The organism is Alkalisalibacterium limincola (assembly GCF_008017755.1).
Classification (GTDB): Bacteria; Pseudomonadota; Gammaproteobacteria; order Xanthomonadales; family Xanthomonadaceae; genus Alkalisalibacterium; species Alkalisalibacterium limincola.
Genome location: NZ_VRTS01000014.1, coordinates 1 through 21,328 on the forward strand (window position 1 = coordinate 1; position 21,328 = coordinate 21,328).

Here is a 21,328-nt window from a genome sequence, read left to right on the forward strand (position 1 = left end):
CACCCAGAGAGCAAGCTCTCCTGTGCTGCCGTTCGACTTGCATGTGTTAGGCCTGCCGCCAGCGTTCACTCTGAGCCAGGATCAAACTCTTCAGTTAAAAACATCAGCTTTCTTCTGCAGAGTCCGACTCAAGCTTTCGGTCACTAGCTTACTAATAACTTTGCTGCTTTTGGTTCGGACGTCTGCAAGATGGACTCTCGTCCTCCTGCAGGCGCCCGCACAAATTACCTGCGCACACTGTCAAAGATCTTGGCGGAAGCGGGCTTGGCCCTGCGTTCCAGCCCAGGAGCGTTTCGCTCAAGGGAGCCGCACATCTTACAGCAGAATCGAGGTCCGTCAACACCCTGCAACGAACTTTTTTCCTGCCGCCCCCACCACCCAAATCTCGCGATCCACCGTGGCGGGCCGCGCATTCTGCACATCCACGACACCTTTGTGAAGCCCCTCGCGCAAACTTTTTCCACCGCTCGTGGGGTGGGGGTTCAGCATCAAAGAGTTGCGCGCGTCGCTTGACTACGGCGACGTGCTGGCGAATGGTCTTGCGACCACCCGAACCGGACCCGCGCACGCCATGCGAACCTCTCGATCCGCACTGCTGGGCCTGCTTGTGGTGTTGCTGTCCCTGCCGATGCTGGGCTGCGCGAGCACCGACGCGGACTGGGTGGAGCTGCGCGGCGAGCGCTACGTGGTGGAGATCGCCGACGACGACGCATCCCGCGCGCAGGGCCTGATGTTCCGCGACCGCCTGGCCCCGGGCCACGGCATGCTGTTCATCCACGACGTGGAGGAGGTGCAGGCGTTCTGGATGAAGAACACGCGCATCCCGCTCGACATCCTGTACTTCGACGCACAGCTTCGCCTGGTGTCGATGTCGCCCCGGACGCCGCCGTGCACCGCAGGCAACCGCTGTCCGCTCTATCCCAGTGCCGGGCCGGCGCAGTACACGCTTGAGATCAATGCCGGCGAGGCCGCGCGCTTGGCGTCCAGCCGGGGGACGAGCTGAGGCTGTCGCCGTCGATCAGCGACCGGCGGTAGGCCGGGACGCTTGACTGGACGGCACGACGGGCCCATATCTGGCCCATGGAACGCATCGACACACTCCCCGACTGGAGCAGCCTGGCCCTCCTCGACGACGAGGACGTGCCGCTGCTGGGCACGGCGTTGCTGATCGCCCGCGACGAATACCCCGACCTCGACCCGCAGTCCTACGCGGCGTGGCTGGACGAGGTCGCCGCCGGCTTGCGCGACGAGATCGACGCCGCCCGCGACGATGCCGACCGCCTGGCGACGATCAACCGGCGCCTGTACGTCGAGCTGGGCTTCGACGGCAACCACGAGGACTACTACGACCCGCGCAACAGCTACCTCAACGACGTGGTCGACCGCCGGCTGGGCAATCCGATCTCGCTGGCCGTCGTGCAGATGGCGCTGGCCGAGCGGCTCGGCATCGGCCTGCAGGGGGTCTCGTTCCCCGGCCACTTCCTGGTGCGCCTGCCGGTGGACGGGGGCCTGCTGGTCATGGACCCGTTCAACAAGGGCCGGCCGCTGGAGGTGGACGAGTTGCGCGAGCGCGCACGCGAGCACCTCGACGGCCACGTGCCCGATGACAGCGACCTGCACCAGATCCTGGCACCGGCAACCCCGCGCGCGGTCGCGGTGCGCATGCTGCGCAACCTCAAGTCCCTGTATGCCGAGGCCCAGGATTTCGACCGCGTGGCGCGCTCGGCCGACCGGCTGCTGAAGCTCGATCCATCGCTGGATGCCGAGCGTCGCGACCGCGGCCTGGCCTACCTCCGCATCGGTTACCTCAAGGGCGCGCGCTCGGACCTGGAGTGGTACCTGCGCGAGCATCCCGACGGCGAGGACGCCGAGCCGGTGCGTGCCGCACTGATCGAGGCCAGCGTGGGCCCCGCCCGCCTCAACTGAGGCCGGCGCGCGCGATCACTCCAGCGGCACCATTTCGAAGTCGTCTTTGGTGACGCCGCAGTCCGGACAGGTCCACGCATCGGGAACGTCCTCCCAACGCGTGCCCGGCGCGATGCCCTCTTCCGGCAAGCCCTCGGCCTCGTCGTAGATGAAACCGCATACGACGCACATCCAGCTGCGGTAGGCGACGGGAGGGGCGGCGGAAGCGGTGTCGCTCATGGAAAAGGTCCGTGAATGCACAATGGGGGCGGACCATTGTCCCACCCTCAGGCACGACGAGAAAGCACGATGCATCCAAGCACCTGGTCCGTCCGCGGGCTCTACCTGATCACGCCGGAGCAAACCGACACCGCCCGCCTGCTGCGACAGGTGGCGCAGGTGCTGCCCTGCGCGCCGGCCTTGCTGCAGTACCGCAGCAAGCTGGCCGACCCGGATACGCGCCGCGAGCAGGCGAATGCGCTGCTGTCGCTGTGCCGCGCGGCCGGCGTGGCGCTGGTCATCAACGACGATGTCGAGCTGGCGGCTGCGCTGGGGGCCGATGGCGTGCACCTGGGACGCGAGGACGGTGGCATCCGCCACGCCCGCGAACGCCTGCCCGCCGGTGCGATCATCGGCGCCTCGTGCTACGACCGGATCGATCTTGCGCGCGAAGCGGCGACGGCCGGTGCCAGCTATGTCGCCTTCGGCGCGTTCGAAGCCTCGCCGACCAAGCCGCATGCGCCACGCGCGTCGCCTTCCCTGCTTGCCCAGAGCGCGCCGCTGGGGCTGCCACGGGTGGCGATCGGCGGCATTAGGCCGGAGAATGCGCCGGCGCTCGTCGCGGCCGGTGCCGACCTCATCGCCGTCATCAGCGGCGTGTTCGACTCGGCCGACCCCCTCCAGGCCGCGCGCGCCTACCAGTCCGCTTTCCAGGAACCCCCTGCATGAACACTTCCACCAGCCACGACCTGTTCACCCGAGCCCTGCCGCTGATGCCCGGTGGCGTGAATTCTCCCGTGCGCGCATTCGCCTCGGTCGGCGGCGAGCCGTTCTTCGCCCAGCGCGCCGAAGGCGCCTACCTGTATGACGTCGACGGCAACCGCTACATCGACTACATCGGCTCCTGGGGCCCGATGATCGCCGGCCACGCGCACCCGAAGGTCATCGAGGCGGTGATGACAACCGCCCGCGATGGCCTCAGCTTCGGCGTGCCCAACGCGCTGGAGGTCACGATGGCCGAGACGCTCACGCGCATGGTTCCCTCGCTGGAGATGGTGCGCATGGTGAATTCGGGCACCGAGGCGACGCTGTCGGCGATCCGCGTCGCCCGCGGCGCCACCGGACGCTCGCGCATCGTGAAGCTCGAAGGCTGTTACCACGGACATGGCGACAGCTTCCTGGTGAAGGCTGGATCCGGCGCGCTGACCTTCGGTCTGCCGAACTCGCCGGGCGTGCCGTCGGCGCTGGCCGACCTGACCCTGACGCTGCCCTACAACGACCTCGACGCGGCCACGGCGCTGTTCGACGCGCACGGCGACGAGATCGCCGGCCTGATCATCGAACCGATCGCCGGCAACATGAACTGCATCCTCCCGCGCGAGGGCTACCTGCAGCACCTGCGCGCGCTGTGCACGAAGCATGGCGCTGTGCTGATCTTCGACGAGGTGATGACCGGCTTCCGGGTCGCCGCCGGCGGCGCGCAACAACTGTTCGATGTCGTCCCGGACCTGACCACGTTCGGCAAGATCATCGGCGGTGGCATGCCGGTGGGTGCCTACGGCGGCCGCCGCGAGCTGATGGAGCAGGTGGCTCCGGCCGGGCCGATCTACCAGGCCGGCACGCTGTCGGGCAATCCGGTGGCGATGGCCGCGGGCCTGGCGACGCTGGAGCTGGTGCGCCAGCCGGGCTTCCACGCCGAACTCGAGGCGCGCACGCACCTGCTGTGCGACGGGCTGGAGCAGGCGGCTGCCGATGCCGGCGTGGCGGTGACGACGAACCGCGTGCCGGCCATGTTCGGCCTGTTCTTCACCGACCAGAAGGTCGACACGTTCACCCAGGCCACCGCCTGCAACATCAACCAGTTCAAGACCTTCTTCCACGGCCTGCTCAAGCGCGGCGTGTACTTCGCGCCGTCGGCGTTCGAGGCCGGCTTCCTGTCCGCGGCGCACAGCGAGGAAGACATCGAAGCCACGGTCGACGCGGCACGGCACGCCTTCCGCGAAGCCGCCGAGGCCTGAGCCCGGCACCGGTCCGGCGCCGCAAGGCGCGGCCGGCTTCCCCGATCTAGACCTGGCCCTGCCGCAGCGCCGCCAGTGCGCGGTCCAGACGTGCCAAGCCCTCGCTGCAATCCGCCTCGCTGATGGTCAGCGCAGGCACCAGACGCAGCACGTCCGGCCCCGCCTGCAGCAGCAGCAGGCCCTGCGCGGCAGCGTGGTCGAGCACTTCGCCGGCACGGCCGGCATGCGCTGGCGACAGCACGGCCCCGAGCATCAGCCCCTGCCCGCGCACCTCGCGAAACAGGTCGCCGTCGCGGCCCAGTGCCGCCAGCCCCTCGCGCAGCTGGATCGAACGCGCGGCGACATTGGCCAGCACCTCGCGCGAGCCCAGCTTGCGCAAGGCCACGCGGGCGACCGCGCAGGCCAGCGGGTTGCCGCCGAACGTGGTGCCGTGCGCACCGAACTCCATCACCTCCGCCAGCGCCGGCCCGACCAGCAGCGCGCCGATCGGCATGCCGCAGCCCAGCGCCTTGGCCAGGCTGACCGCGTCGGGTCGAACGCCGGCGTGTTCGTGCGCGAACAGCTTGCCGGTACGGCCCATGCCGCACTGGATCTCGTCGAGCAGCAGCAGCGCACCATGGGCATCGCAACGCTCGCGAAGCGCGGCCAGGAAACCCTCGGCCGCCGGCACCACGCCGCCCTCGCCCTGCACCGGCTCCACCAGCACCGCACACACGTCGCCGGGGGCCAGCGCTTCGTCGAGTGCATCGAGGTCGTTGAATTCGCAGTAGCGGAACCCCTGTGGCAGCGGCTCGTAGCCGGCCTGGTACTTCGGCTGCGCTGTCGCGGTCACCGCGGCCAGCGTGCGGCCGTGGAAGCTGCCGCGGAAACTCACGATCACCCGACGCTCGGGCGGACGGCCCTGCTGGCTGGCCCAGCGCCGCGCCAGCTTGATCACCGCCTCGTTGGCTTCGGCGCCGGAATTGCAGAAGAACACCCGTTGCGCGAACTCCGCCGCGGCCACCAGCTCCTCGGCCAGCCGCACCGGCGGCTCGGTCAGGAACACGTTGCTGGCGTGCCACAGCTTCGCCGCCTGATCGTGCAACGCCGCCAGCAGGTCGGGATCGCCATGGCCGAGTGCACTGACCGCAATGCCCGCGGCGAAGTCGACGTACTCACGCCCCTCGCTGTCCCAGACGCGTGCGCCCTCGCCGCGTTCAAGCACCAGCTCGCGCGGGCGGTAGACCGGCAGCCAGTGGCGGCGCGCGGAGTCGATGAGTTCGGAGGCGTGGCTCATGGGATGTCCGGTGGGGTCGGCACGATGCCGGAACATCCCATTATCGGGCACGGGGGACATCCACCGGTAGCCGCCACCCGTGCAGCGCGGCGGCCTTCTCGCGCACAATGCGGGCTGGCCGAACCGAACCGGAGTCCCGATGCGCCTTGAAACCCTTGCCGTGCATTCCGGCGCACAGGCCGATGAGGAAACCGGCGCGCTGAGTCCGCCACTGCACCTGGCGACGACCTTCCTGCACGCGCCCGACGGCACCCAGGACCACGGCTACCTGTACCAGCGCTACGGCAACCCGACCCAGCACCGGCTGGAGCAGGCGCTGGCGGCGCTCGATGCGGGCGAGCGCGCGCTGTTCGTGTCCACCGGCATGGCGGCCGCCAGCACGATGCTGCAGGCCCTGCCCAGCGGCAGCCAGGTGGTGTTCCAGGATGACCTCTACCACGGCGTGCGCGCGCTGGCGCAGCAGTGGCTGCCACGCTGGGGCCTGCGTGCGCGCTTCGTCGACGCCACCGACCTGGACGCGCTGCGCGAAGCGGTGACGCCGGACACATCCTGCCTGTGGATCGAATCGCCCTCCAACCCGCTGATGAAGGTGGTCGACATTGCCGCCGCTGCGGGCGTCGCGCACGAGGTCGGCGCCTTGCTCGTCGTCGACGGCACCTTCGCCACGCCGGCGCTGCAGCAGCCGCTCACGCTGGGCGCCGACGTGGTCATGCATTCGGCCACCAAGTACATGGGCGGCCACAGCGACGTGATGGGGGGCGCACTGGTGTTCGCCAGGGACGCCGAACACGCCAACTCGGCCTGGGAGATCCGCAAGCTGCACGGCGCCACCGCCAACCCGTTCGCGGCCTGGCTGGTGATGCGCGGGCTGCGTTCGCTGTCGGCACGCATGCGCATGCACTGCGAGAACGCCGCGATCGTCGCGCAGGCACTGGCTCGCCATCCCGGCGTGGAGGCGGTGCACTACCCGGGCCTGGACAGCCACCCCGGCCACACGCTCGCGGCACGGCAGATGCGCGGCTTCGGCGGCATGCTCAGCGTGCAGGTGCACGGCGGGCGCGAGAAGGCACTGCACGTCGCGGGAACCCTGCAGCTGTTCCAGTGCGCCACCTCGCTGGGCGGCTGCGAGTCGCTGGTCGAGCACCGCGCCTCGGTCGAGGGACCGGAGCCGACCTCGCCGCAGAACCTGCTGCGCCTTTCGGTCGGCCTGGAGCACCCCGAGGACCTGGTCGCCGACCTCGAGCGCGCCCTGGCATGAGCGCGGCCCACAGCGACAAGGCGGTCGAGCCGCGGCGCAGCCACTTCGGCCCGGCCGACGCGGCTGGCGCGGGCGGCTGTACCACACGATCTTCGAACACGACACGCCGGGCGCGAAGCTGTTCGACATCGCGCTGATCCTCGCGATCCTCGCCAGCGTCCTGGTGACGATGCTCGACAGCGTGCAGCCGCTGCGCGAGCAGCACGGCACGCTGTTCCTGGCCCTGGAATGGAGCTTCACGATCGTCTTCACGATCGAGTACCTGGTCCGGCTGGCGATCGTCGACCGCCCCGGGCGCTATGCGCGCAGCTTCTTCGGCGTCATCGACCTGCTGGCGGTGCTGCCCACCTACCTGGCGCTGATCTTCGCCGGCACCCAGTACCTGCTGGTCATCCGCATCCTGCGCATCCTGCGCATCTTCCGGGTGCTCAAGCTGGTGCGCTACATCGACGAGGCCAGCATCCTTTCCGATGCGCTCAGCAACAGCTGGCGCAAGATCCTCGTGTTCCTGGCCGCGATCCTCGCGCTGGTCACGGTCTTCGGCGCGGTGATGTACCTGATAGAAGGGCCGGAGAACGGCTTCACCAACATCCCGCTGTCGATGTACTGGGCGATCGTGACCGTGGCGACAGTGGGCTTCGGCGACATCGCCCCGGTCACGGCCCTGGGCCGCTCGGTGGCCTCGGTGCTCATCCTGATCGGCTACGGCATCATCGCCGTGCCGACCGGCATCTACACCGCGGAGCTGGCGGGCAGCATGAACCGCCACTTCCGGGGCCGCCGCTGCGAGGCCTGCGGCCAGGCCGGCCACGAAGCCGACGCGCGCTTCTGCCGGGTGTGCGGCGCAAAGCTCTGAGCTGGCCCGAGGCCAACGCCGGGGCCCGCGCTCAGTCCAGGAACAGGTCCGGCAACAGGCGCGCACCCGGCTCGAGCGAGTAGGCCTCGATGGCCGCGTCGTCGGCCCCGCGCTCTCGCAGTACCTCCTCGTCGACCAGGAAGCGGCCGTTGAGCTGCCGCGAGGGCGTGCACAAGACGGCGTGCGCGGCGTCGGCGACGATGTCGGGCCGCCGCCCGTTGGCGGCCTCGACGCCGGGGATCATGTTCAGCGCGTCGGTGGCGATGAGCGTGCGCGGCCACAGCGCGTTGACCGCCACGCCCTGCGGACCGAACTCCGCGGCCAGGCCGATCGTCACGAAACTCATGCCCATCTTCGCCAGCGTGTAGCCGGTGTGCGGCCCCCACCATTTCGGATCGAGGCTCGGCGGCGGGGCCAGGGTCAGGATGTGGGGGTTCGCGGACTCCAGCAGGTGCGGCAGGCAGGCTTGGGCGCACAGGAAACTGCCGCGCGCATTGACCTGCTGCATCAGGTCGAAGCGCTTCATCGGCGTGTCGAGCGTGCCGCGCAGCCAGATCGCCGAGGCGTTGTTGACCAGGATGTCGATGCCACCGAAGCGCGCCACGGTCGCGGCCACCGCCTCGCGGACCTGCGCTTCCTCGCGGATGTCGCACTTGAGCGCCAGGCCCTGACCCCCGGCCTCGTCCACGGCGGCGGCCGCGCTGTGGATCGTGCCGGGCAGCTTCGGATTCGGCACCGCGGATTTCGCGGCGATCGCCACGTTGGCCCCGTCGGCGGCCGCCCTGAGCGCGATCGCCAGGCCGATGCCGCGCGAGGCGCCGGTGATGAAGAGGGTCTTGCCCTTTAGGCCACTCATCGTCGTATCTCCATGCGGGTCCGGGACGGGAAGGCCGGCGCGGGTCAGCGCCCCCTGCCCTCGTTGTCTTCCCACTTCAGCAGCCGGCGGGTGACGAAGCGGTACACCGGCTTTCCGGTCCTGAACCAGGCCTCGCGCAGCCAGGACCGGCGCACCAGCATGCGCCGCTCGATCGGCGTGAGCCGCTCGGGGAAGTAGGTGCGCTTGTGCTTGAGCAGGTGGCGCAGGTCCTCGCGGCACAGCAGCCGGAAGAACCGGCTGCGGCGCGGCGACATCCACGCCATCTGGAAGTCCACCAGGGCCGGGGCGCCGGCGTCGTCCACCAGCCAGTTCGCTTCCTTGGCCAGGTCGTTGTGCGCCACGCCGCGCCGGTGGATGGCGTTGAGCAGGCGCCGGGCCTGGCCGAAGTACGCCGGATCGGTGATGCCGCCCTCGCGCATCTCGCGCCCGTGGATGAAGCTGCGCTGGTGGGTGCCGCCTTCGCCCTCCGCCAGCAGGCGGGGCAGGCCGGGCAGCCCCTGCAGGTGCCGCAGCGCACGCCGCTCGTTGCCGGCGATGAGTCGCGAGATCCAGCGCAGGCCGCGATTGGCGCGACCCGGGTCGCGCACGATGCGGCTGCCGTCGCTGGATTCCTCGAGGAAGATCGCACCCAGCGTGTCGTGCTTGAGCGTCCTGCGCTGGGTCGGGGCGGGCGGGGGTGAGCTCATGCCCCCGATTCTCGCATGCCGGCGATCGGGCGCGATGCGCTTCTATAATCCGCCGATGGACTCCTCCACCCTCGACTCGCTGCTGGCATGGATCGGCCAGAACCCGCGGACCGCAGGGCTGGTGATCTTCCTGGTGGCGTTCATCGACGCACTGCTGCTGGTCGGCCTGGCCGTGCCGGCGCTGCCTCTGCTGTTCGGTGTCGGAACCCTGGTGGGACTGGGCCTGATCGACCCCTGGTACGCGATCGCCTGCGCGGCGGCCGGGGCTTTCCTCGGGGACGCACTGAGCTTCGGCGTGGGTCGTAGCCAAGGGGGCCGGCTGCGCGGCATGTGGCCGTTCACGCGCTATCCCGAGTGGCTGGTGCGCGGCGAGGTGTTCTTCAACCGCCATGGCCTCAAGGGCATCCTCATCGCCCGCTACGTGGGCGCGGTGCGGCCGATCGTTCCGGCCATCGCCGGCATGCTGCACATGCCCTGGCGGCGGTTCCTCCCGGTCAGTGCGATCGCGGGGGCCACCTGGGGCTTCGCCTTCATCGCGCCGGGCTGGCTGTTCGGGGCCTGGCTGGACCTGCTCTCGGCAGTGGCGGGTCGCTTGGCGGTGGTGCTCGGCGTGCTGCTGGTGCTGCTGGGCCTGATGGGCCTGTCGGTGTTCGCGCTCTACCGCGTGCTGGCCCCGCGCGCGGCCTTGCTGGTGGAACGCGTGCTGGCCTGGTCGCACCGCCATCCGGTGCTGGGCCGCTATTCCTCGGCACTGATCGACCCGAAGCGGCCTGAATCACCGTCGCTGGCACTGCTGGCCCTGGGCCTGCTGGGTGCGGGCTGGGTGTTCTTCTCGCTGCTGCTGATGCAGCTCGGAGGCGGAGAGCCCTCGGCCTTCGACCTGCGCGTCTACCGGGGCTTCCTCGGCCTGCGCAATCCGCTGGCGACGAGCCGCTGGCGGTGCTCAGCGTGCTGGGGGACTGGCCGGTGCTGGGCCCGGCCTTCTTCGCGGTGACGGTCTGGCTGCTGTGGCGGCGACGAACCACGGCCGCGGCACACTGGGTGGGCGCGGCCGTCACCGGTCTGGCGCTGGTCACCAGTCTGGGCTGGTTGCTGGAGATGCCGCGTCCCCCGGAGGCCCTGCTTGCCCCCGGCTTCAGCTTCCCGTCGGTGCCGGTGACGATGGCGACCGTGGTCTACGGCTTCTTCGCGGTGCTGGTGGCGCGCGAACTGCCGGGGCGTCGTCGCGGCTGGCCCTACGTCGTGGCCGGCATGCTGATCGCCTGCGTCGCGTTCTCGCGCCTGTATCTCGGTGCGCACTGGTTCACCGACGTGCTCGCCGGGCTGATGCTGGGGCTGGCCTGGATCACCGGCCTGGGCATCGCCTACCGGCGCCGCGTGGTGCGCAGTTTCTGGGTGCGGCCGGTCAGCCTGGTGTTCTTCCTCTGCGTGGGCCTGAGCGCGGCCTGGTTCGGCCCGCGCCAGGCATCCTTCGTGCTGGCCCAGTTCGACCCGCCCCTGGTGCGCGAGCCGATGGACATGCCGCTGTGGTGGTCCGAGGGCTGGCAGGCGCTGCCCGAGCGCCGCAACCGCATCAGCGGCGCGCGCAGCTGGCCCATGAACGTGGAGTACGGCGGCGAGCTGCAGCGGCTGGTGGCCACGCTGGAAGCGCAGGGCTGGCAGCGCCTGGAAGCCGGCGGCTGGGAAGGACTGCTGCGCACGATGGCCAACGATGCCGCCCCGGACAACCTGCCGGTGCTGCCGATCGCCTACGAGGGCCGTGCCGAGGCCCTGCTGATGGCACGCGCGGACGCCGGGGGCGAAGCGCTCTCGGTGTTGCGGCTGTGGCCGGCACCCTACGTGCTGATGCCGCAGCGGCGACCGCTCTGGGTGGGCACCGTGCAGACGCTGCACTTCAACGCGCGCCTGGACCTGGTCAGTTTCTGGGAGGCCCAGCCCGACGATGGCCTGGCCCGCGGCGAGCTGCTGGACTCGGTGTCGCGCGGGGGCCTGCTGGAACACGCGCAGGTGTTCCGGCCGGAGTCGATGCTCAACGTGATCCGGCTGCGCGAAGCGACCCCCCGCTGATGCCCCGACAGGGCATGGCTACTCCCTGGGCAGCTCCGGCAACAGCTCCAGGATCCGGTCGAGACGACGGTGCGGATCGCCCTCCTCCAGCATCGACTGGCGCTGCAGCGGGCTGAGCGGGAGCAGTTCCGAAAGGCGCCAGCCCACCCAGTCGGCGTCGTCGTAGTCACGCGGCCCGGCCCGCGCATGGGCACCGCCGAAGTGCGCCACGATGCGTTCGAGCAACTGCGAGAGCAGGCCATGCTCAGGGCGCACCTCTTCCGGTTCCGGCGTCTCGTGCCAGCGCACCTCGCCCACGACCAGGCCGTTGTCGCGCACCCGGGTGTGCTCGACGTGGAAGCGGCGGCCTCCCACCACGGTCAGGGCCAGCAAGCCTTCGTCGGTGGTGCCGAAGTCGGTGATCCGCGCCTCGGTACCGGTGGCCGCCGAGGCGCTGCCGCCACCCACCTCGTGGCCCTCCAGCAGCAGGCACACGCCAAAGCCGGTGCCCTGTCGCGAGCAGGTGCGGACCAGGTCGAGGTAGCGCGCCTCGAAGATGCGCAGGCGCAGTTCCGCGCCCGGCAGCAAGACCGTTCCCAGCGGGAACAGGGGCAGCGTCTGCGGGCCGGTGGCGAGATCGGACATGGGTCCAGTCTAGGCTGGCGGAGCGGTTTCACCCAAGGCCGCCAGGAAGCGGCGTGGTGCACCCTCGAAGCCGCCATTGGACATGAACACCACGTGGTCGCCTTCACCGACCCGGGCGCGCAGGGCCTGCAGCAGCGCTTCCACGTCGGCCACCGCCTCGCCGTCGCCGCGCAACTCGGCCAGCACCGCACCCGCGTCCCAGGCCAGCTCCGGCCGGTGCAGGAACACGACCGCATCGGCACCCTCCAGCGACGGCGCCAGCTGCCCGGCGTGCGCACCCAGCCGCATCGAATTCGAGCGCGGTTCCATCGCCACGACGATGCGGGCCTCGCCGACCTTCGCGCGCAGGCCCTGGATCGTGGTGCGGATCGCGGTCGGGTGGTGGGCGAAGTCGTCGTAGACCACCACGCCGCCGCGTTCTCCCAAGACCTCCATGCGCCGCTTCACGCTGGTGAAGTCGGCCAGGCGCGCAAGCAGCGGCGCGACGTCGACGCCGCAGGCCGCCACCGCGGCCAGCGCGGCGAGCGCATTCATCACGTTGTGCCGCCCCAGCAAAGGCCAATGCACCTCGCCCAGCAGCCGATCGCCGTGCACCACCTCGAAGCGCGAGCCATCGTCCGCCTTGAGGCGCGCGCTCCAGTCGAAGCTCGCCCCGATGCCGAAACGTTCCACCGGCGTCCAGCAGCCCGCTTCCAGCACCTGGGCCAGGTTCGCGTCCTCGCCGTTGACGATCAACCGCCCGCTGCCCGGCACCGTGCGCACCAGGTGGTGGAACTGGCGCTTGATCGCGTCCAGGTCGGGGAAGATGTCGGCGTGGTCGTACTCGAGGTTGTTGAGGATCGCGACCTTCGGCCGGTAGTGGACGAACTTGCTGCGCTTGTCGAAGAACGCGGTGTCGTACTCGTCGGCCTCGACCACGAACTCCGGGCCACTGCCCAGGCGCGCGGACACGCCGAAGTCGCCGGGCACGCCACCGACCAGGAAGCCCGGCTCGCGGCCGGCGGCCTGGAGCAGGAACATCGCGATCGTGGTCGTGGTGGTCTTGCCGTGGGTGCCGGCAACCGCCAGCGTCGTGCGCCCCGGCAGCACGCGCTGGCTCAGCCACTGCGCGCCCGAGGTGTAGTCCATGCCCGCATCGAGCACGTGCTCGACCGCTGCATTGCCACGCGAGAGCGCATTGCCGATGACCACCTGGTCCACGTCGGCGCCGATGTTCGCGGCCATGTAGCCCTGGGCCAGCGTGATGCCGAGCTGCTCGAGCTGGGTCGACATGGGCGGGTAGACGTTGAGGTCGGAACCCTCCACCGCGTCGCCCAGCTCGCGCGCCAACGCGGCGACGCCGCCCATGAAGGTGCCGCAGATGCCCAGGATGTGAAGCTTCACGTCGTCTCCGAAATCAACAGGCGGTCACTGTCCGCCGCCCAGGGCCCAGCCTGCCACCAGCACCTGGGCGATGAACAGGCCCAGCGCCAGCATCGTACCCGTGCCCGGATGCACGTCCAGCGCGTGGCGCCAGACGTGCCCCGCCACCAGCAGCCGCCACAGCGTCAGCGCCAGCAGGATCCAGGCGACCAGGACCAGGCCGGGGTCGCGACCGATCGCCTCGCCGCCCCCGGCCAGCGCCATCAGCAAGGGCAGCGCCAGGATGTTGTACAGCACGCCGACACCGGCCATCGCGCTGAGCGTCTGCACGAAACGCGGTTCTTTCCCACGCAGGCGCAACAACACCCACGGCGGGCCCACCAAAAAGACCACCATCAAGCCAAGGCGCAGCGGGAACTGTTCGCCGGGCACGCCCTGCACCCAGGTCCCGACCACGCCAAGACCCAGCAGCAGCGCGCTCAGGCGCAGGGCCAGCACGGGCGAGAACGGCAAGTCCTGGGGGCCGGCCCGGAACAGGCAGATGTCGCGCAGGCAGGTCAGCAGGCCGATCATGTCGCCGGCCTGCCGCTCATCGCGATCATGCTCAGGCGCGGTCGGCCCCGATCGCGGAGAGGATCCGGGCGAGCACCTCGTCCACCTCGCCCACCCCGTCGAGCGCCACCAGCTTGCCCTGGCCCTCGAAGTGGTCGACCACGGGCGCGGTGGCGTCCTCGTAGACCTTGAGGCGGTGGCGCACCGCCTCGGGGGTGTCGTCGGCGCGACCCTCGAGGCTGGCGCGACCCGCCAGGCGATCCACCAGCACCTCGGTCGGCACGTCCAGCTGCACCGCCCGGTCGACCGGCTGTCCGATCCGCTCCAGCAGCGCGTCGAGCGCATCGGCCTGGGCCAGGTTGCGCGGATAGCCGTCGAGGATGAAGCCCTGGGCGGTGTCCGGGCGCGAAAAACGGTCCTCGAGCATGCCCAGCAGGATCGCATCGGATACGAGTTCGCCGCGCGCCATCACTTCCTTGGCCTGCACGCCGAGCGCCGTGCCGGCCGCCACTTCGGCGCGCAGCAGGTCGCCGGTGGAGATGTGCGGCACACCGAGATGGTCCTTGAGACGGGTGGCCTGCGTGCCCTTGCCCGAACCGGGCGCACCGAGAAGAACGAGTCGCATGATGAGGATGTCCCCAGAGATGGAATGCGTGGCTGGACCCGGCCGTCATCTGCTGCCGACCCGGCGGCGCTAGACTGAAGGCCGACAGGGCCCGAGCAATGGTGTCGAACGCTACCCGTGGCGCGGCCCCCAGTCAAACCAGCACTGCCATCGAGCACTCCCCTGAAGGACCTACGGTCATGAGCAAAGGAACCCTGCTTTACTCCCAGTCCGGCGGCGTCACCGCCGTCATCAATGCCACGGCATCGGCGGTCATCGAGACCGCGCGCCAGCATCGCGTCAAGGTGCTGGCCGCCCGCAACGGCATCGTCGGGGCACTGCGCGAGGACCTCATCGACACCAGCCGCGAGCCGATCGCGGCGATCCGGGCGCTGGCCCACACCCCGGGCGGTGCGTTCGGCACCTGCCGCTACAAGCTCAAGTCGCTCGACGTCGACCGCGCCAAGTACGAGCGCCTCATCGAGGTGTTCAAGGCCCACGACGTGCGCTATTTCCTCTACAACGGCGGCAACGACTCGGCCGACACCGCGCACAAGGTCAGCCAGCTGGCCGAGGAGTTCGGCTACGAGCTGCACTGCATCGGCGTGCCCAAGACGGTCGACAACGACCTGGCCGTCACCGACACCTGCCCGGGCTTCGGCTCGGCCGCGAAGTACACCGCGGTGTCGCTGCTGGAGGCCAGCTTCGACGTCGAGGCGATGGCGGAGACCTCGACCAAGGTGTTCGTCTACGAGGTGATGGGCCGCCACGCCGGCTGGCTCGCCGCGGCCGCGGGCCTGGCCGGCACCGGCAACAACGACGCCCCGCATCTGATCCTGTTCCCCGAGCGGCCGTTCGAGCAGGCCGCCTTCCTCGAACGCGTCGCCGACACCGTGTCCAAGGTCGGCTACTGCGTGGTGGTGGTCTCGGAAGGCCTGCGCCTGCCAGACGGCAGCTTCGTCGCCGCGGCCGGCGGCAAGGACTCCTTCGGCCACAGCCAGCTGGGCGGCGTCGGGCCGCACATCGCCGCCCTGGTCAAGGACGAGCTCGGGCTGAAGGTGCACTGGACCGTACCCGACTACCTGCAGCGCTCCGCTCGCCACCTGGCGTCGGCGACCGACCTCGAGCAGGCCCAGGCCGTGGGTCGTGCCGCCGTGGAGTACGCGCTGGAAGGGCGCAACGCGGTGATGCCGGTGATCGTGCGCACCCGCGACGAACCCTACCGCTGGAAGATCGAACCCGCCCCCTTGTCGAAGATCGCCAATGCCGAGAAGACGATGCCCAAGGGCTTCATCCGCCGCGACGGCTACGGCATCACCGCGGCCTGCCGGCGCTACCTGGCCCCGCTGATCCAGGGCGAGGTGCCGCCGCCGTACGGGCGCGACGGACTGCCGAAGTACGTGCGCCTGCAGAACGTGCCGGTGAAGCGCAAGCTGCCCGACTTCCAGACCTGACCAGGGCCCGCTCCCGGCACTCCGGGAGCCGCGGCAGCGCCCCTGTTGCGCTGCAGGGTTACGCCATGCGCCGGGTTTGCCATACTCGGGCCGTCGTTGTTGCCCGGAGCAGGGGATCCCCACACGCCCGGGAAGTCGATTCAACCGCGTTGCCGGGGGTCCACCCGCCCGGGTGCAGCGTCGGTGAGCGCCGGAAACCTCCGGCGCCACCCACGTCCACCTTGGGGAGGGGAAACATGCTGGAGCAGTACGGTTTGTGGCTGGCGCTTGGTTGCGCGGCCCTTGCGATCCTTTACGGGGTCTTTTCCGCGCGCTGGATCCTGGCGCAACCCACCGGCAACGCGCGCATGCAGGAGATCGCGGGGGCGATCCAGGAAGGCGCGGCGGCCTATCTGAAACGGCAGTACTACACGATCGGCGCGGTCGGCCTGGTCTTGTTCCTGATCATCGGCTTCATCCCGCTGCTCGGCTGGCTGACCGCGATCGGCTTCGCGATCGGCGCGATCCTGTCCGGCGCGGCCGGCTTCATCGGCATGTTCGTCTCGGTGCGCGCCAACGTGCGCACGACCCAGGCCGCCACGGTCGGGCTCAACGAGGCGCTGCAGGTCAGCTTTCGTGGCGGTGCGGTGACCGGCCTGCTGGTCGTCGGCCTGGGCCTGCTGGGCGTGGCTGGCTACTTCATGTTCGTCATGGGTGGCGAGCAGTCCGGCGAAGCGGTCACCGCGGCGCTGCAACCGATGATCGGCCTGGCCTTCGGCTCCTCGCTGATCTCGATCTTCGCCCGCCTCGGCGGCGGCATCTTCACCAAGGGCGCCGACGTCGGTGCCGACCTGGTCGGCAAGGTCGAGGCCGGCATCCCCGAGGACGACCCGCGCAACCCCGCGGTGATCGCCGACAACGTCGGCGACAACGTCGGCGACTGCGCCGGCATGGCCGCCGACCTGTTCGAGACCTATGCGGTCACGATCATCGCAACGATGCTGATCGCCGGCATCACCTACACCACCTACGGCTGGGCCGGCGTCATGCTGCCGCTGGTACTGGGCGCGGTGTCGATCCTCGCCTCGGTCATCGGCACGTTCTTCGTCAAGGTGTCCGGCGACGGCAAGATCATGGCGGCGCTCTACCGCGGCCTGGCGCTGTCGGGCATCCTCGCGGCGGTCGGCTTCTACTTCGTCACCACCACGATGCTGGGTGCCGAACTGGGCGTGCCGCTGTTCTGGTGCGCGATCGTCGGCCTGGTGCTGACCGGGCTGATGTGCGTGATCACCGAGTACTACACCTCGACCGACTTCGGCCCGGTCCGCGACATCGCCAAGGCCTCCGAAACCGGCCATGGCACCAACGTCATCGCCGGCCTGGCGGTGTCGCTGAAGTCGACCGCCCTGCCGGCCCTGTCGGTGGCCGGCGCGATCCTGCTCACCTACCACCTGGGTGGCCTGTTCGGCATCGCCATTGCCGCCACCTCGATGCTGTCGATGGCCGGCATGATCGTGGCGCTCGACGCGTACGGCCCGATCACCGACAACGCCGGCGGCATTGCCGAGATGGCCGGGCTGGACCCGGAGATCCGCAAGACCACCGACGCACTGGACGCGGTCGGCAACACCACCAAGGCCGTCACCAAGGGCTACGCCATCGGCTCGGCCGGCCTGGCCGCATTGGTGCTGTTCGCCGACTACGCCCACAAGCTCTCCGAGCGGCCGGGGGCGGACGGCCTGGTGGTGAACTTCTCGATCGACCAGCCCGATGTCCTGGTGGGCCTGCTGATCGGCGGCCTGATCCCGTTCCTGTTCGCCGCGATGGCGATGCAGGCCGTCGGGCGCGCAGCGGGCAGCGTGGTCGAGGAGGTCCGGCGCCAGTTCCGCGAGATCCCGGGGATCATGGAAGGCACCGGCAAGCCGCTCTACGACCGCGCGGTGGACCTGCTCACGCGCGCGGCGATCCGCGAGATGATCCTGCCCTCGATGCTGCCGCTGTTCGTGCCGGTGGCCGTCGGCCTGCTGCTGGGCCCCGCGGCCCTGGGCGGCCTGCTGATGGGTACGATCGTCACCGGCCTGTACGTGGCGATCAGCATGTGCACCGGTGGTGGCGCGTGGGACAACGCGAAGAAGTACATCGAAGAGGGCCATCACGGTGGCAAGGGTTCGGAGGCCCACCATGCGGCGATCACCGGCGACACGGTCGGCGATCCGTACAAGGACACGGCGGGCCCTGCAATCAACCCGCTGATCAAGGTGACCAACATCGTGGCGCTGCTGATGGTGCCCTTGCTGTGATGACGTAACAGACGAGCCGGACCGGTTCGTGGTGACGGGCCGTGTCGGGTGTACCTCCCAGGATCTTTAAAGAAAAATCCCGAAGGGGTTTTTCGATCCAGGGAGGTATACCCGGCGCGGCCCGGCGCCGTTGGGATGTCTGGTTTTCGCTTTTCTGGCTCTGCTCGTTGCGTGCTTCAAGAGCGAAAGGCGTGGCGCCGCGCGCGGGGACCGGGAAACCTTCCCTTGGAATCGAGCGGCCTGCGGCCGCTCTTTAAAGATTCTGGCGGGAAGGTTTCCCGCTCCCCACGGACCCACGCGGCTGGATTGGGGGGAGAAGCCAAAGCCACAGCGAAGCAACAGCGAGAGCAAGAGCGGGTGGAGCGCTCGATGGAGTGGTGCGTGGGAGGGGCTTTGGTGCGCTGCAGCAGGGGTTGGCGTATTATTGCCGGCCTTGAATCCCCCGCATTGAACTGGAGCACCCATGGGCCTCGACCTCGTTCCCGCCGGCAAGCACCTGCCCGATGACATCAACGTCGTCATCGAGATTCCCAAGGACGCCGAGCCGGTGAAGTACGAGGTGGACAAGGCCACCGGCGCGATCTTCGTCGACCGCATCCTGTCCACGCCGATGCGCTACCCGTGCAACTACGGCTACGTGCCGCACACGCTGTGTGGCGATGGCGACCCGGTCGACGTCATGGTGATCCTGCCGCTGCCGCTGATCCCGGGCTCGGTGATCCGCTGCCGGCCGGTCGGCGTGCTGAAGATGTCGGATGAAGCCGGTCAGGACGAGAAGCTGCTGGCCGTGCCGCACCCGAAGGTGTTCGGCGGCTATTCGCACATCGACGACATCGAGCAGGTGTCGCCGCATTGGCTGGAGCGCATCGGCCACTTCTTCGAGCACTACAAGGACCTCGAGAAGGGCAAGTGGGTCAAGCTCGACGGCTGGGGTGGCGCCGACGAGGCGAAGAAGATCATCCGGGAGTCGATCGAGCGTTACGAGAGCTCGCCCGAGAAGCTCAACTTCTGAGGCAGCGGACGCGGCGCGCGGGCGGACGGCTCGCGCCACCGGAACCCGCAGCACGAAAAAGCCCCGGCCATGCCGGGGCTTTTTCATTGCATCAACCCGCGCGCTCACTCGCGGTGGTAGACCTCCGCACCCTTCTCGCGGAACTCCGCGGCCTTCTCGGCCATGCCCTTCTCCAGCGCCTCGGCGGCGTCCGACACGCCCTGGTCCTTGGCGTAGTCGCGCACGTCCTGGGTGATGCGCATCGAGCAGAAGTGCGGGCCGCACATCGAGCAGAAGTGGGCGACCTTGTGCGCGTCCTTGGGCAGGGTCTCGTCGTGGTACTCGCGGGCCCGGTCCGGGTCCAGGCCGAGGTTGAACTGGTCGTCCCAGCGGAACTCGAAGCGCGCCTTCGACAGCGCGTTGTCGCGCGCCTGCGCGCCCGGGTGGCCCTTGGCCAGGTCGGCGGCATGGGCGGCGATCTTGTAGGCCATCAGGCCCTCGCGCACGTCCTCGCGGTTGGGCAGGCCCAGGTGCTCCTTGGGCGTCACGTAGCACAGCATCGCGCAGCCGTACCAGCCGATCATCGCCGCACCAATCGCCGAGGTGATGTGGTCGTAGCCGGGTGCGATGTCGGTGGTCAGGGGCCCAAGCGTGTAGAACGGCGCCTCGCCGCACTCGACCAGCTGCTTGTCCATGTTCTCCTTGATCAGCTGCATCGGCACGTGTCCGGGGCCCTCGATCATGGTCTGCACGTCGTGCTTCCAGGCGATCTTGGTGAGTTCACCCAGCGTCTCGAGTTCACCGAACTGCGCCGCGTCGTTGGCGTCGGCCAGGCAGCCCGGGCGCAGGCCATCGCCCAGCGAGAAGGCCACGTCGTAGGCCTTCATGATTTCGCAGATCTCCTCGAAGTGTTCGTAGAGGAAGCTCTCGCGATGGTGTGCCAGGCACCACTTGGCCATGATCGAACCGCCGCGGCTGACGATGCCGGTGACGCGCTTGGCGGTCAGCGGCACGTAGCGCAGCAGCACGCCGGCGTGGATCGTGAAGTAGTCCACGCCCTGCTCCGCCTGCTCGATCAGCGTGTCGCGGAAGATGTCCCAGGTCAGCTCCTCGGCTCGGCCGTCGACCTTCTCCAGCGCCTGGTAGATCGGCACCGTGCCGATCGGCACCGGCGAATTGCGGATGATCCACTCGCGCGTCTCGTGGATGTGCTTGCCGGTGGACAGGTCCATGACCGTGTCCGCGCCCCAGCGGATCGCCCACACCAGCTTCTCCACCTCCTCGGCGATGCCCGAGGACACGGCCGAGTTGCCGATGTTGGCGTTGACCTTGGTGAGGAAGTTGCGGCCGATGATCATCGGCTCGCTTTCGGGGTGGTTGATGTTGTTCGGGATGATCGCCCGCCCGCGCGCCACCTCCTCGCGCACGAACTCCGGCGTGATGCGCTGCTGGATGTTGGCGCCGAAGCTGTGCCCCGGATGCTGGTTGAGCAGGTGCGCCTCGGTGATCGCCTCGATACGCTGGTTCTCGCGGATCGCGATGAACTCCATCTCCGGCGTCACGATGCCGCGCTTGGCGTAGTGCATCTGGCTGACATTGGCCCCGGCCAGCGCGCGACGCGGCGCATGCCTACGCGGGAAACGCACCGAATCGAGCTTGGGATTGGTCTCGCGACCGCGCCCGAACTCCGAACTCAGCCCGTCCAGCGCCTCGGTATCGCCCCGCTCGCCGATCCACTCCGCCCGCAGCGGCTGCAGGCCGGCGGCCAGGTCGATGTCCGCTTCGGGGTCGGAGTAAGGGCCGGACGTGTCGTACACGCAAAACGGCGCGTTCTTCTCCGCACCGAAGATCAGCGGCGTGTCCGACAGCACGATCTCGCGCATCGGCACGCGCACGTCCGGACGCGAGCCCTCGACATGGATCTTGCGCGAGCCGGTGACCGGCTTGGTGACGGATTCGGAGAGCTTCTGGGCCTGGAGGGCCAGTTCGGTGGGCACGGCATTCATGGCTTCGTCCTTTGGGCGACGGGAAACGAAGCGGATGGCGCCGGCACGACGCACGCCGATGGTTCCGGCTGCGCGGGTCGAAGCTCCCTACGCCGGTGCGAGCCGGATCAGGTTCGAAGGGTAATTCTCAGCCCAGTTGGGCACCCCCGCTTCTTGCCCGTGTATTGGAACACGGGGTGGTGTCGAGGGCCAGTTCGGTGCAGCGCGGGGGTGGGGGACATACCCCCTGGATCGAAAAACCACTGCGTGGTTTTTCTTTAAAGATCCTGGGGGTATGTCCCCCACCCCAGCGCC

At 69.3% G+C, this 21,328-nt stretch carries 19 protein-coding genes, 1 rRNA gene, 1 pseudogene and 1 riboswitch; of the genes and pseudogenes, 11 read left to right on the plus strand and 10 right to left on the minus strand.

Features of this window, described 5'->3' with window-relative positions; translation table 11 throughout:
• Nucleotides 1-97 (minus strand): 16S ribosomal RNA (locus FU658_RS13900); the annotation flags it as partial.
• 474 nt (nt 98-571) lie between these two features.
• On the opposite strand from FU658_RS13900, the pseudogene FU658_RS13905 reads away from it, so the two are divergent.
• Both FU658_RS13905 and FU658_RS13910 read left to right on the plus strand, forming a co-directional pair.
• Nucleotides 572-1,035 (plus strand): annotated as a pseudogene (locus FU658_RS13905) (DUF192 domain-containing protein).
• Nucleotides 1,036-1,080: 45 nt separating this feature from the next.
• Nucleotides 1,081-1,926 carry a SirB1 family protein gene (locus FU658_RS13910; RefSeq protein ID WP_147892630.1) on the plus strand — a complete coding sequence of 282 codons (846 nt, stop codon included), beginning with the start codon at nt 1,081-1,083 and terminating at the stop codon, nt 1,924-1,926.
• A gap of 15 nt (nt 1,927-1,941) precedes the next feature.
• Here FU658_RS13910 and FU658_RS13915 read toward each other — a convergent pair whose 3' ends face one another.
• Complete coding sequence (locus FU658_RS13915) at nt 1,942-2,145, minus strand: rubredoxin (protein ID WP_147892631.1); 204 nt, start codon at nt 2,143-2,145, stop codon at nt 1,942-1,944.
• Between the two features lie 69 nt (nt 2,146-2,214).
• On the opposite strand from FU658_RS13915, the gene thiE reads away from it, so the two are divergent.
• Both thiE and hemL read left to right on the plus strand, forming a co-directional pair.
• Nucleotides 2,215-2,853 (plus strand): thiamine phosphate synthase, encoded by a 639-nt coding sequence (gene thiE / locus FU658_RS13920; RefSeq protein WP_147892632.1) that lies wholly within the window; start codon nt 2,215-2,217, stop codon nt 2,851-2,853.
• Nucleotides 2,850-4,142, plus strand: coding sequence for a glutamate-1-semialdehyde 2,1-aminomutase (hemL, locus tag FU658_RS13925; RefSeq protein ID WP_147892633.1), 1,293 nt, complete (start codon nt 2,850-2,852; stop codon nt 4,140-4,142). The genes thiE and hemL overlap by 4 nt, the downstream gene beginning before the upstream one ends.
• Nucleotides 4,143-4,188: 46 nt before the next feature.
• Here the strand turns inward: hemL and FU658_RS13930 are convergent, their stop codons facing one another.
• Nucleotides 4,189-5,418: an aspartate aminotransferase family protein gene (locus FU658_RS13930; RefSeq protein ID WP_147892634.1), complete on the minus strand. Its 1,230-nt coding sequence runs from the start codon at nt 5,416-5,418 to the stop codon at nt 4,189-4,191.
• A 139-nt stretch (nt 5,419-5,557) separates the two neighbouring features.
• Between FU658_RS13930 and FU658_RS13935 the strand changes: the two genes are divergently transcribed.
• Together FU658_RS13935 and FU658_RS13940 are read left to right on the plus strand one after the other, a co-directional pair.
• Nucleotides 5,558-6,676, plus strand: a complete 1,119-nt coding sequence (locus FU658_RS13935; protein WP_147892635.1) for a trans-sulfuration enzyme family protein — start codon at nt 5,558-5,560, stop codon at nt 6,674-6,676.
• Nucleotides 6,677-6,752: 76 nt separating this feature from the next.
• Entirely contained in the window at nt 6,753-7,532 is a 780-nt protein-coding gene (locus FU658_RS13940) for an ion transporter (RefSeq protein WP_147892636.1), read from the plus strand.
• 31 nt (nt 7,533-7,563) lie between these two features.
• On the opposite strand, the gene FU658_RS13945 is transcribed toward FU658_RS13940, so the two are convergent.
• Both FU658_RS13945 and FU658_RS13950 read right to left on the minus strand, forming a co-directional pair.
• Nucleotides 7,564-8,388, minus strand: coding sequence for an SDR family oxidoreductase (locus FU658_RS13945; protein WP_147892637.1), 825 nt, complete (start codon nt 8,386-8,388; stop codon nt 7,564-7,566).
• A 44-nt stretch (nt 8,389-8,432) separates the two neighbouring features.
• Nucleotides 8,433-9,095 (minus strand): protein kinase family protein, encoded by a 663-nt coding sequence (locus FU658_RS13950; protein ID WP_147892638.1) that lies wholly within the window; start codon nt 9,093-9,095, stop codon nt 8,433-8,435.
• 34 nt (nt 9,096-9,129) lie between these two features.
• Here FU658_RS13950 and FU658_RS13955 point away from each other — a divergent pair, with 34 nt between their 5' ends.
• Nucleotides 9,130-10,089: a DedA family protein gene (locus tag FU658_RS13955; RefSeq protein WP_187266139.1), complete on the plus strand. Its 960-nt coding sequence runs from the start codon at nt 9,130-9,132 to the stop codon at nt 10,087-10,089.
• Nucleotides 10,035-11,162: a phosphatase PAP2 family protein gene (locus tag FU658_RS13960; protein ID WP_147892640.1), complete on the plus strand. Its 1,128-nt coding sequence runs from the start codon at nt 10,035-10,037 to the stop codon at nt 11,160-11,162. Before FU658_RS13955 ends, FU658_RS13960 begins: the two co-directional genes overlap by 55 nt.
• An 18-nt stretch (nt 11,163-11,180) precedes the next feature.
• Here FU658_RS13960 and FU658_RS13965 read toward each other — a convergent pair whose 3' ends face one another.
• From FU658_RS13965 to FU658_RS13980, 4 genes are read right to left on the minus strand one after another with little or no spacing between them, the layout of a single operon-like run.
• Complete coding sequence (locus FU658_RS13965) at nt 11,181-11,786, minus strand: LON peptidase substrate-binding domain-containing protein (protein WP_147892641.1); 606 nt, start codon at nt 11,784-11,786, stop codon at nt 11,181-11,183.
• 9 nt (nt 11,787-11,795) lie between these two features.
• Nucleotides 11,796-13,169 (minus strand): UDP-N-acetylmuramate:L-alanyl-gamma-D-glutamyl-meso-diaminopimelate ligase, encoded by a 1,374-nt coding sequence (gene mpl / locus FU658_RS13970; RefSeq protein WP_255505631.1) that lies wholly within the window; start codon nt 13,167-13,169, stop codon nt 11,796-11,798.
• Nucleotides 13,170-13,193: 24 nt separating this feature from the next.
• The gene (locus FU658_RS13975; RefSeq protein ID WP_147892642.1) at nt 13,194-13,721 is read right to left on the minus strand and encodes a hypothetical protein; all 528 of its coding nucleotides are present in this window, start codon (nt 13,719-13,721) and stop codon (nt 13,194-13,196) included.
• Between the two features lie 31 nt (nt 13,722-13,752).
• On the minus strand, nt 13,753-14,325 hold the full coding sequence (locus FU658_RS13980; protein ID WP_147892643.1) for an adenylate kinase: 573 nt from the start codon (nt 14,323-14,325) through the stop codon (nt 13,753-13,755).
• Nucleotides 14,326-14,504: 179 nt separating this feature from the next.
• On the opposite strand from FU658_RS13980, the gene FU658_RS13985 reads away from it, so the two are divergent.
• The 3 genes from FU658_RS13985 (at nt 14,505) to ppa (ending at nt 19,049) form a co-directional block, all read left to right on the plus strand.
• Nucleotides 14,505-15,758 carry a 6-phosphofructokinase gene (locus FU658_RS13985; RefSeq protein WP_147892644.1) on the plus strand — a complete coding sequence of 418 codons (1,254 nt, stop codon included), beginning with the start codon at nt 14,505-14,507 and terminating at the stop codon, nt 15,756-15,758.
• A 236-nt stretch (nt 15,759-15,994) separates the two neighbouring features.
• Entirely contained in the window at nt 15,995-18,037 is a 2,043-nt protein-coding gene (locus FU658_RS13990) for a sodium-translocating pyrophosphatase (RefSeq protein ID WP_147892645.1), read from the plus strand.
• 463 nt (nt 18,038-18,500) lie between these two features.
• Nucleotides 18,501-19,049, plus strand: coding sequence for an inorganic diphosphatase (ppa, locus tag FU658_RS13995; protein ID WP_147892646.1), 549 nt, complete (start codon nt 18,501-18,503; stop codon nt 19,047-19,049).
• Nucleotides 19,050-19,153: 104 nt separating this feature from the next.
• On the opposite strand, the gene thiC is transcribed toward ppa, so the two are convergent.
• Nucleotides 19,154-21,034, minus strand: a complete 1,881-nt coding sequence (gene thiC / locus FU658_RS14000) for a phosphomethylpyrimidine synthase ThiC (protein WP_147892647.1) — start codon at nt 21,032-21,034, stop codon at nt 19,154-19,156.
• Between the two features lie 67 nt (nt 21,035-21,101).
• A riboswitch (TPP riboswitch) is annotated at nt 21,102-21,192 on the minus strand.
• Nucleotides 21,193-21,328 lie beyond the last annotated feature (136 nt).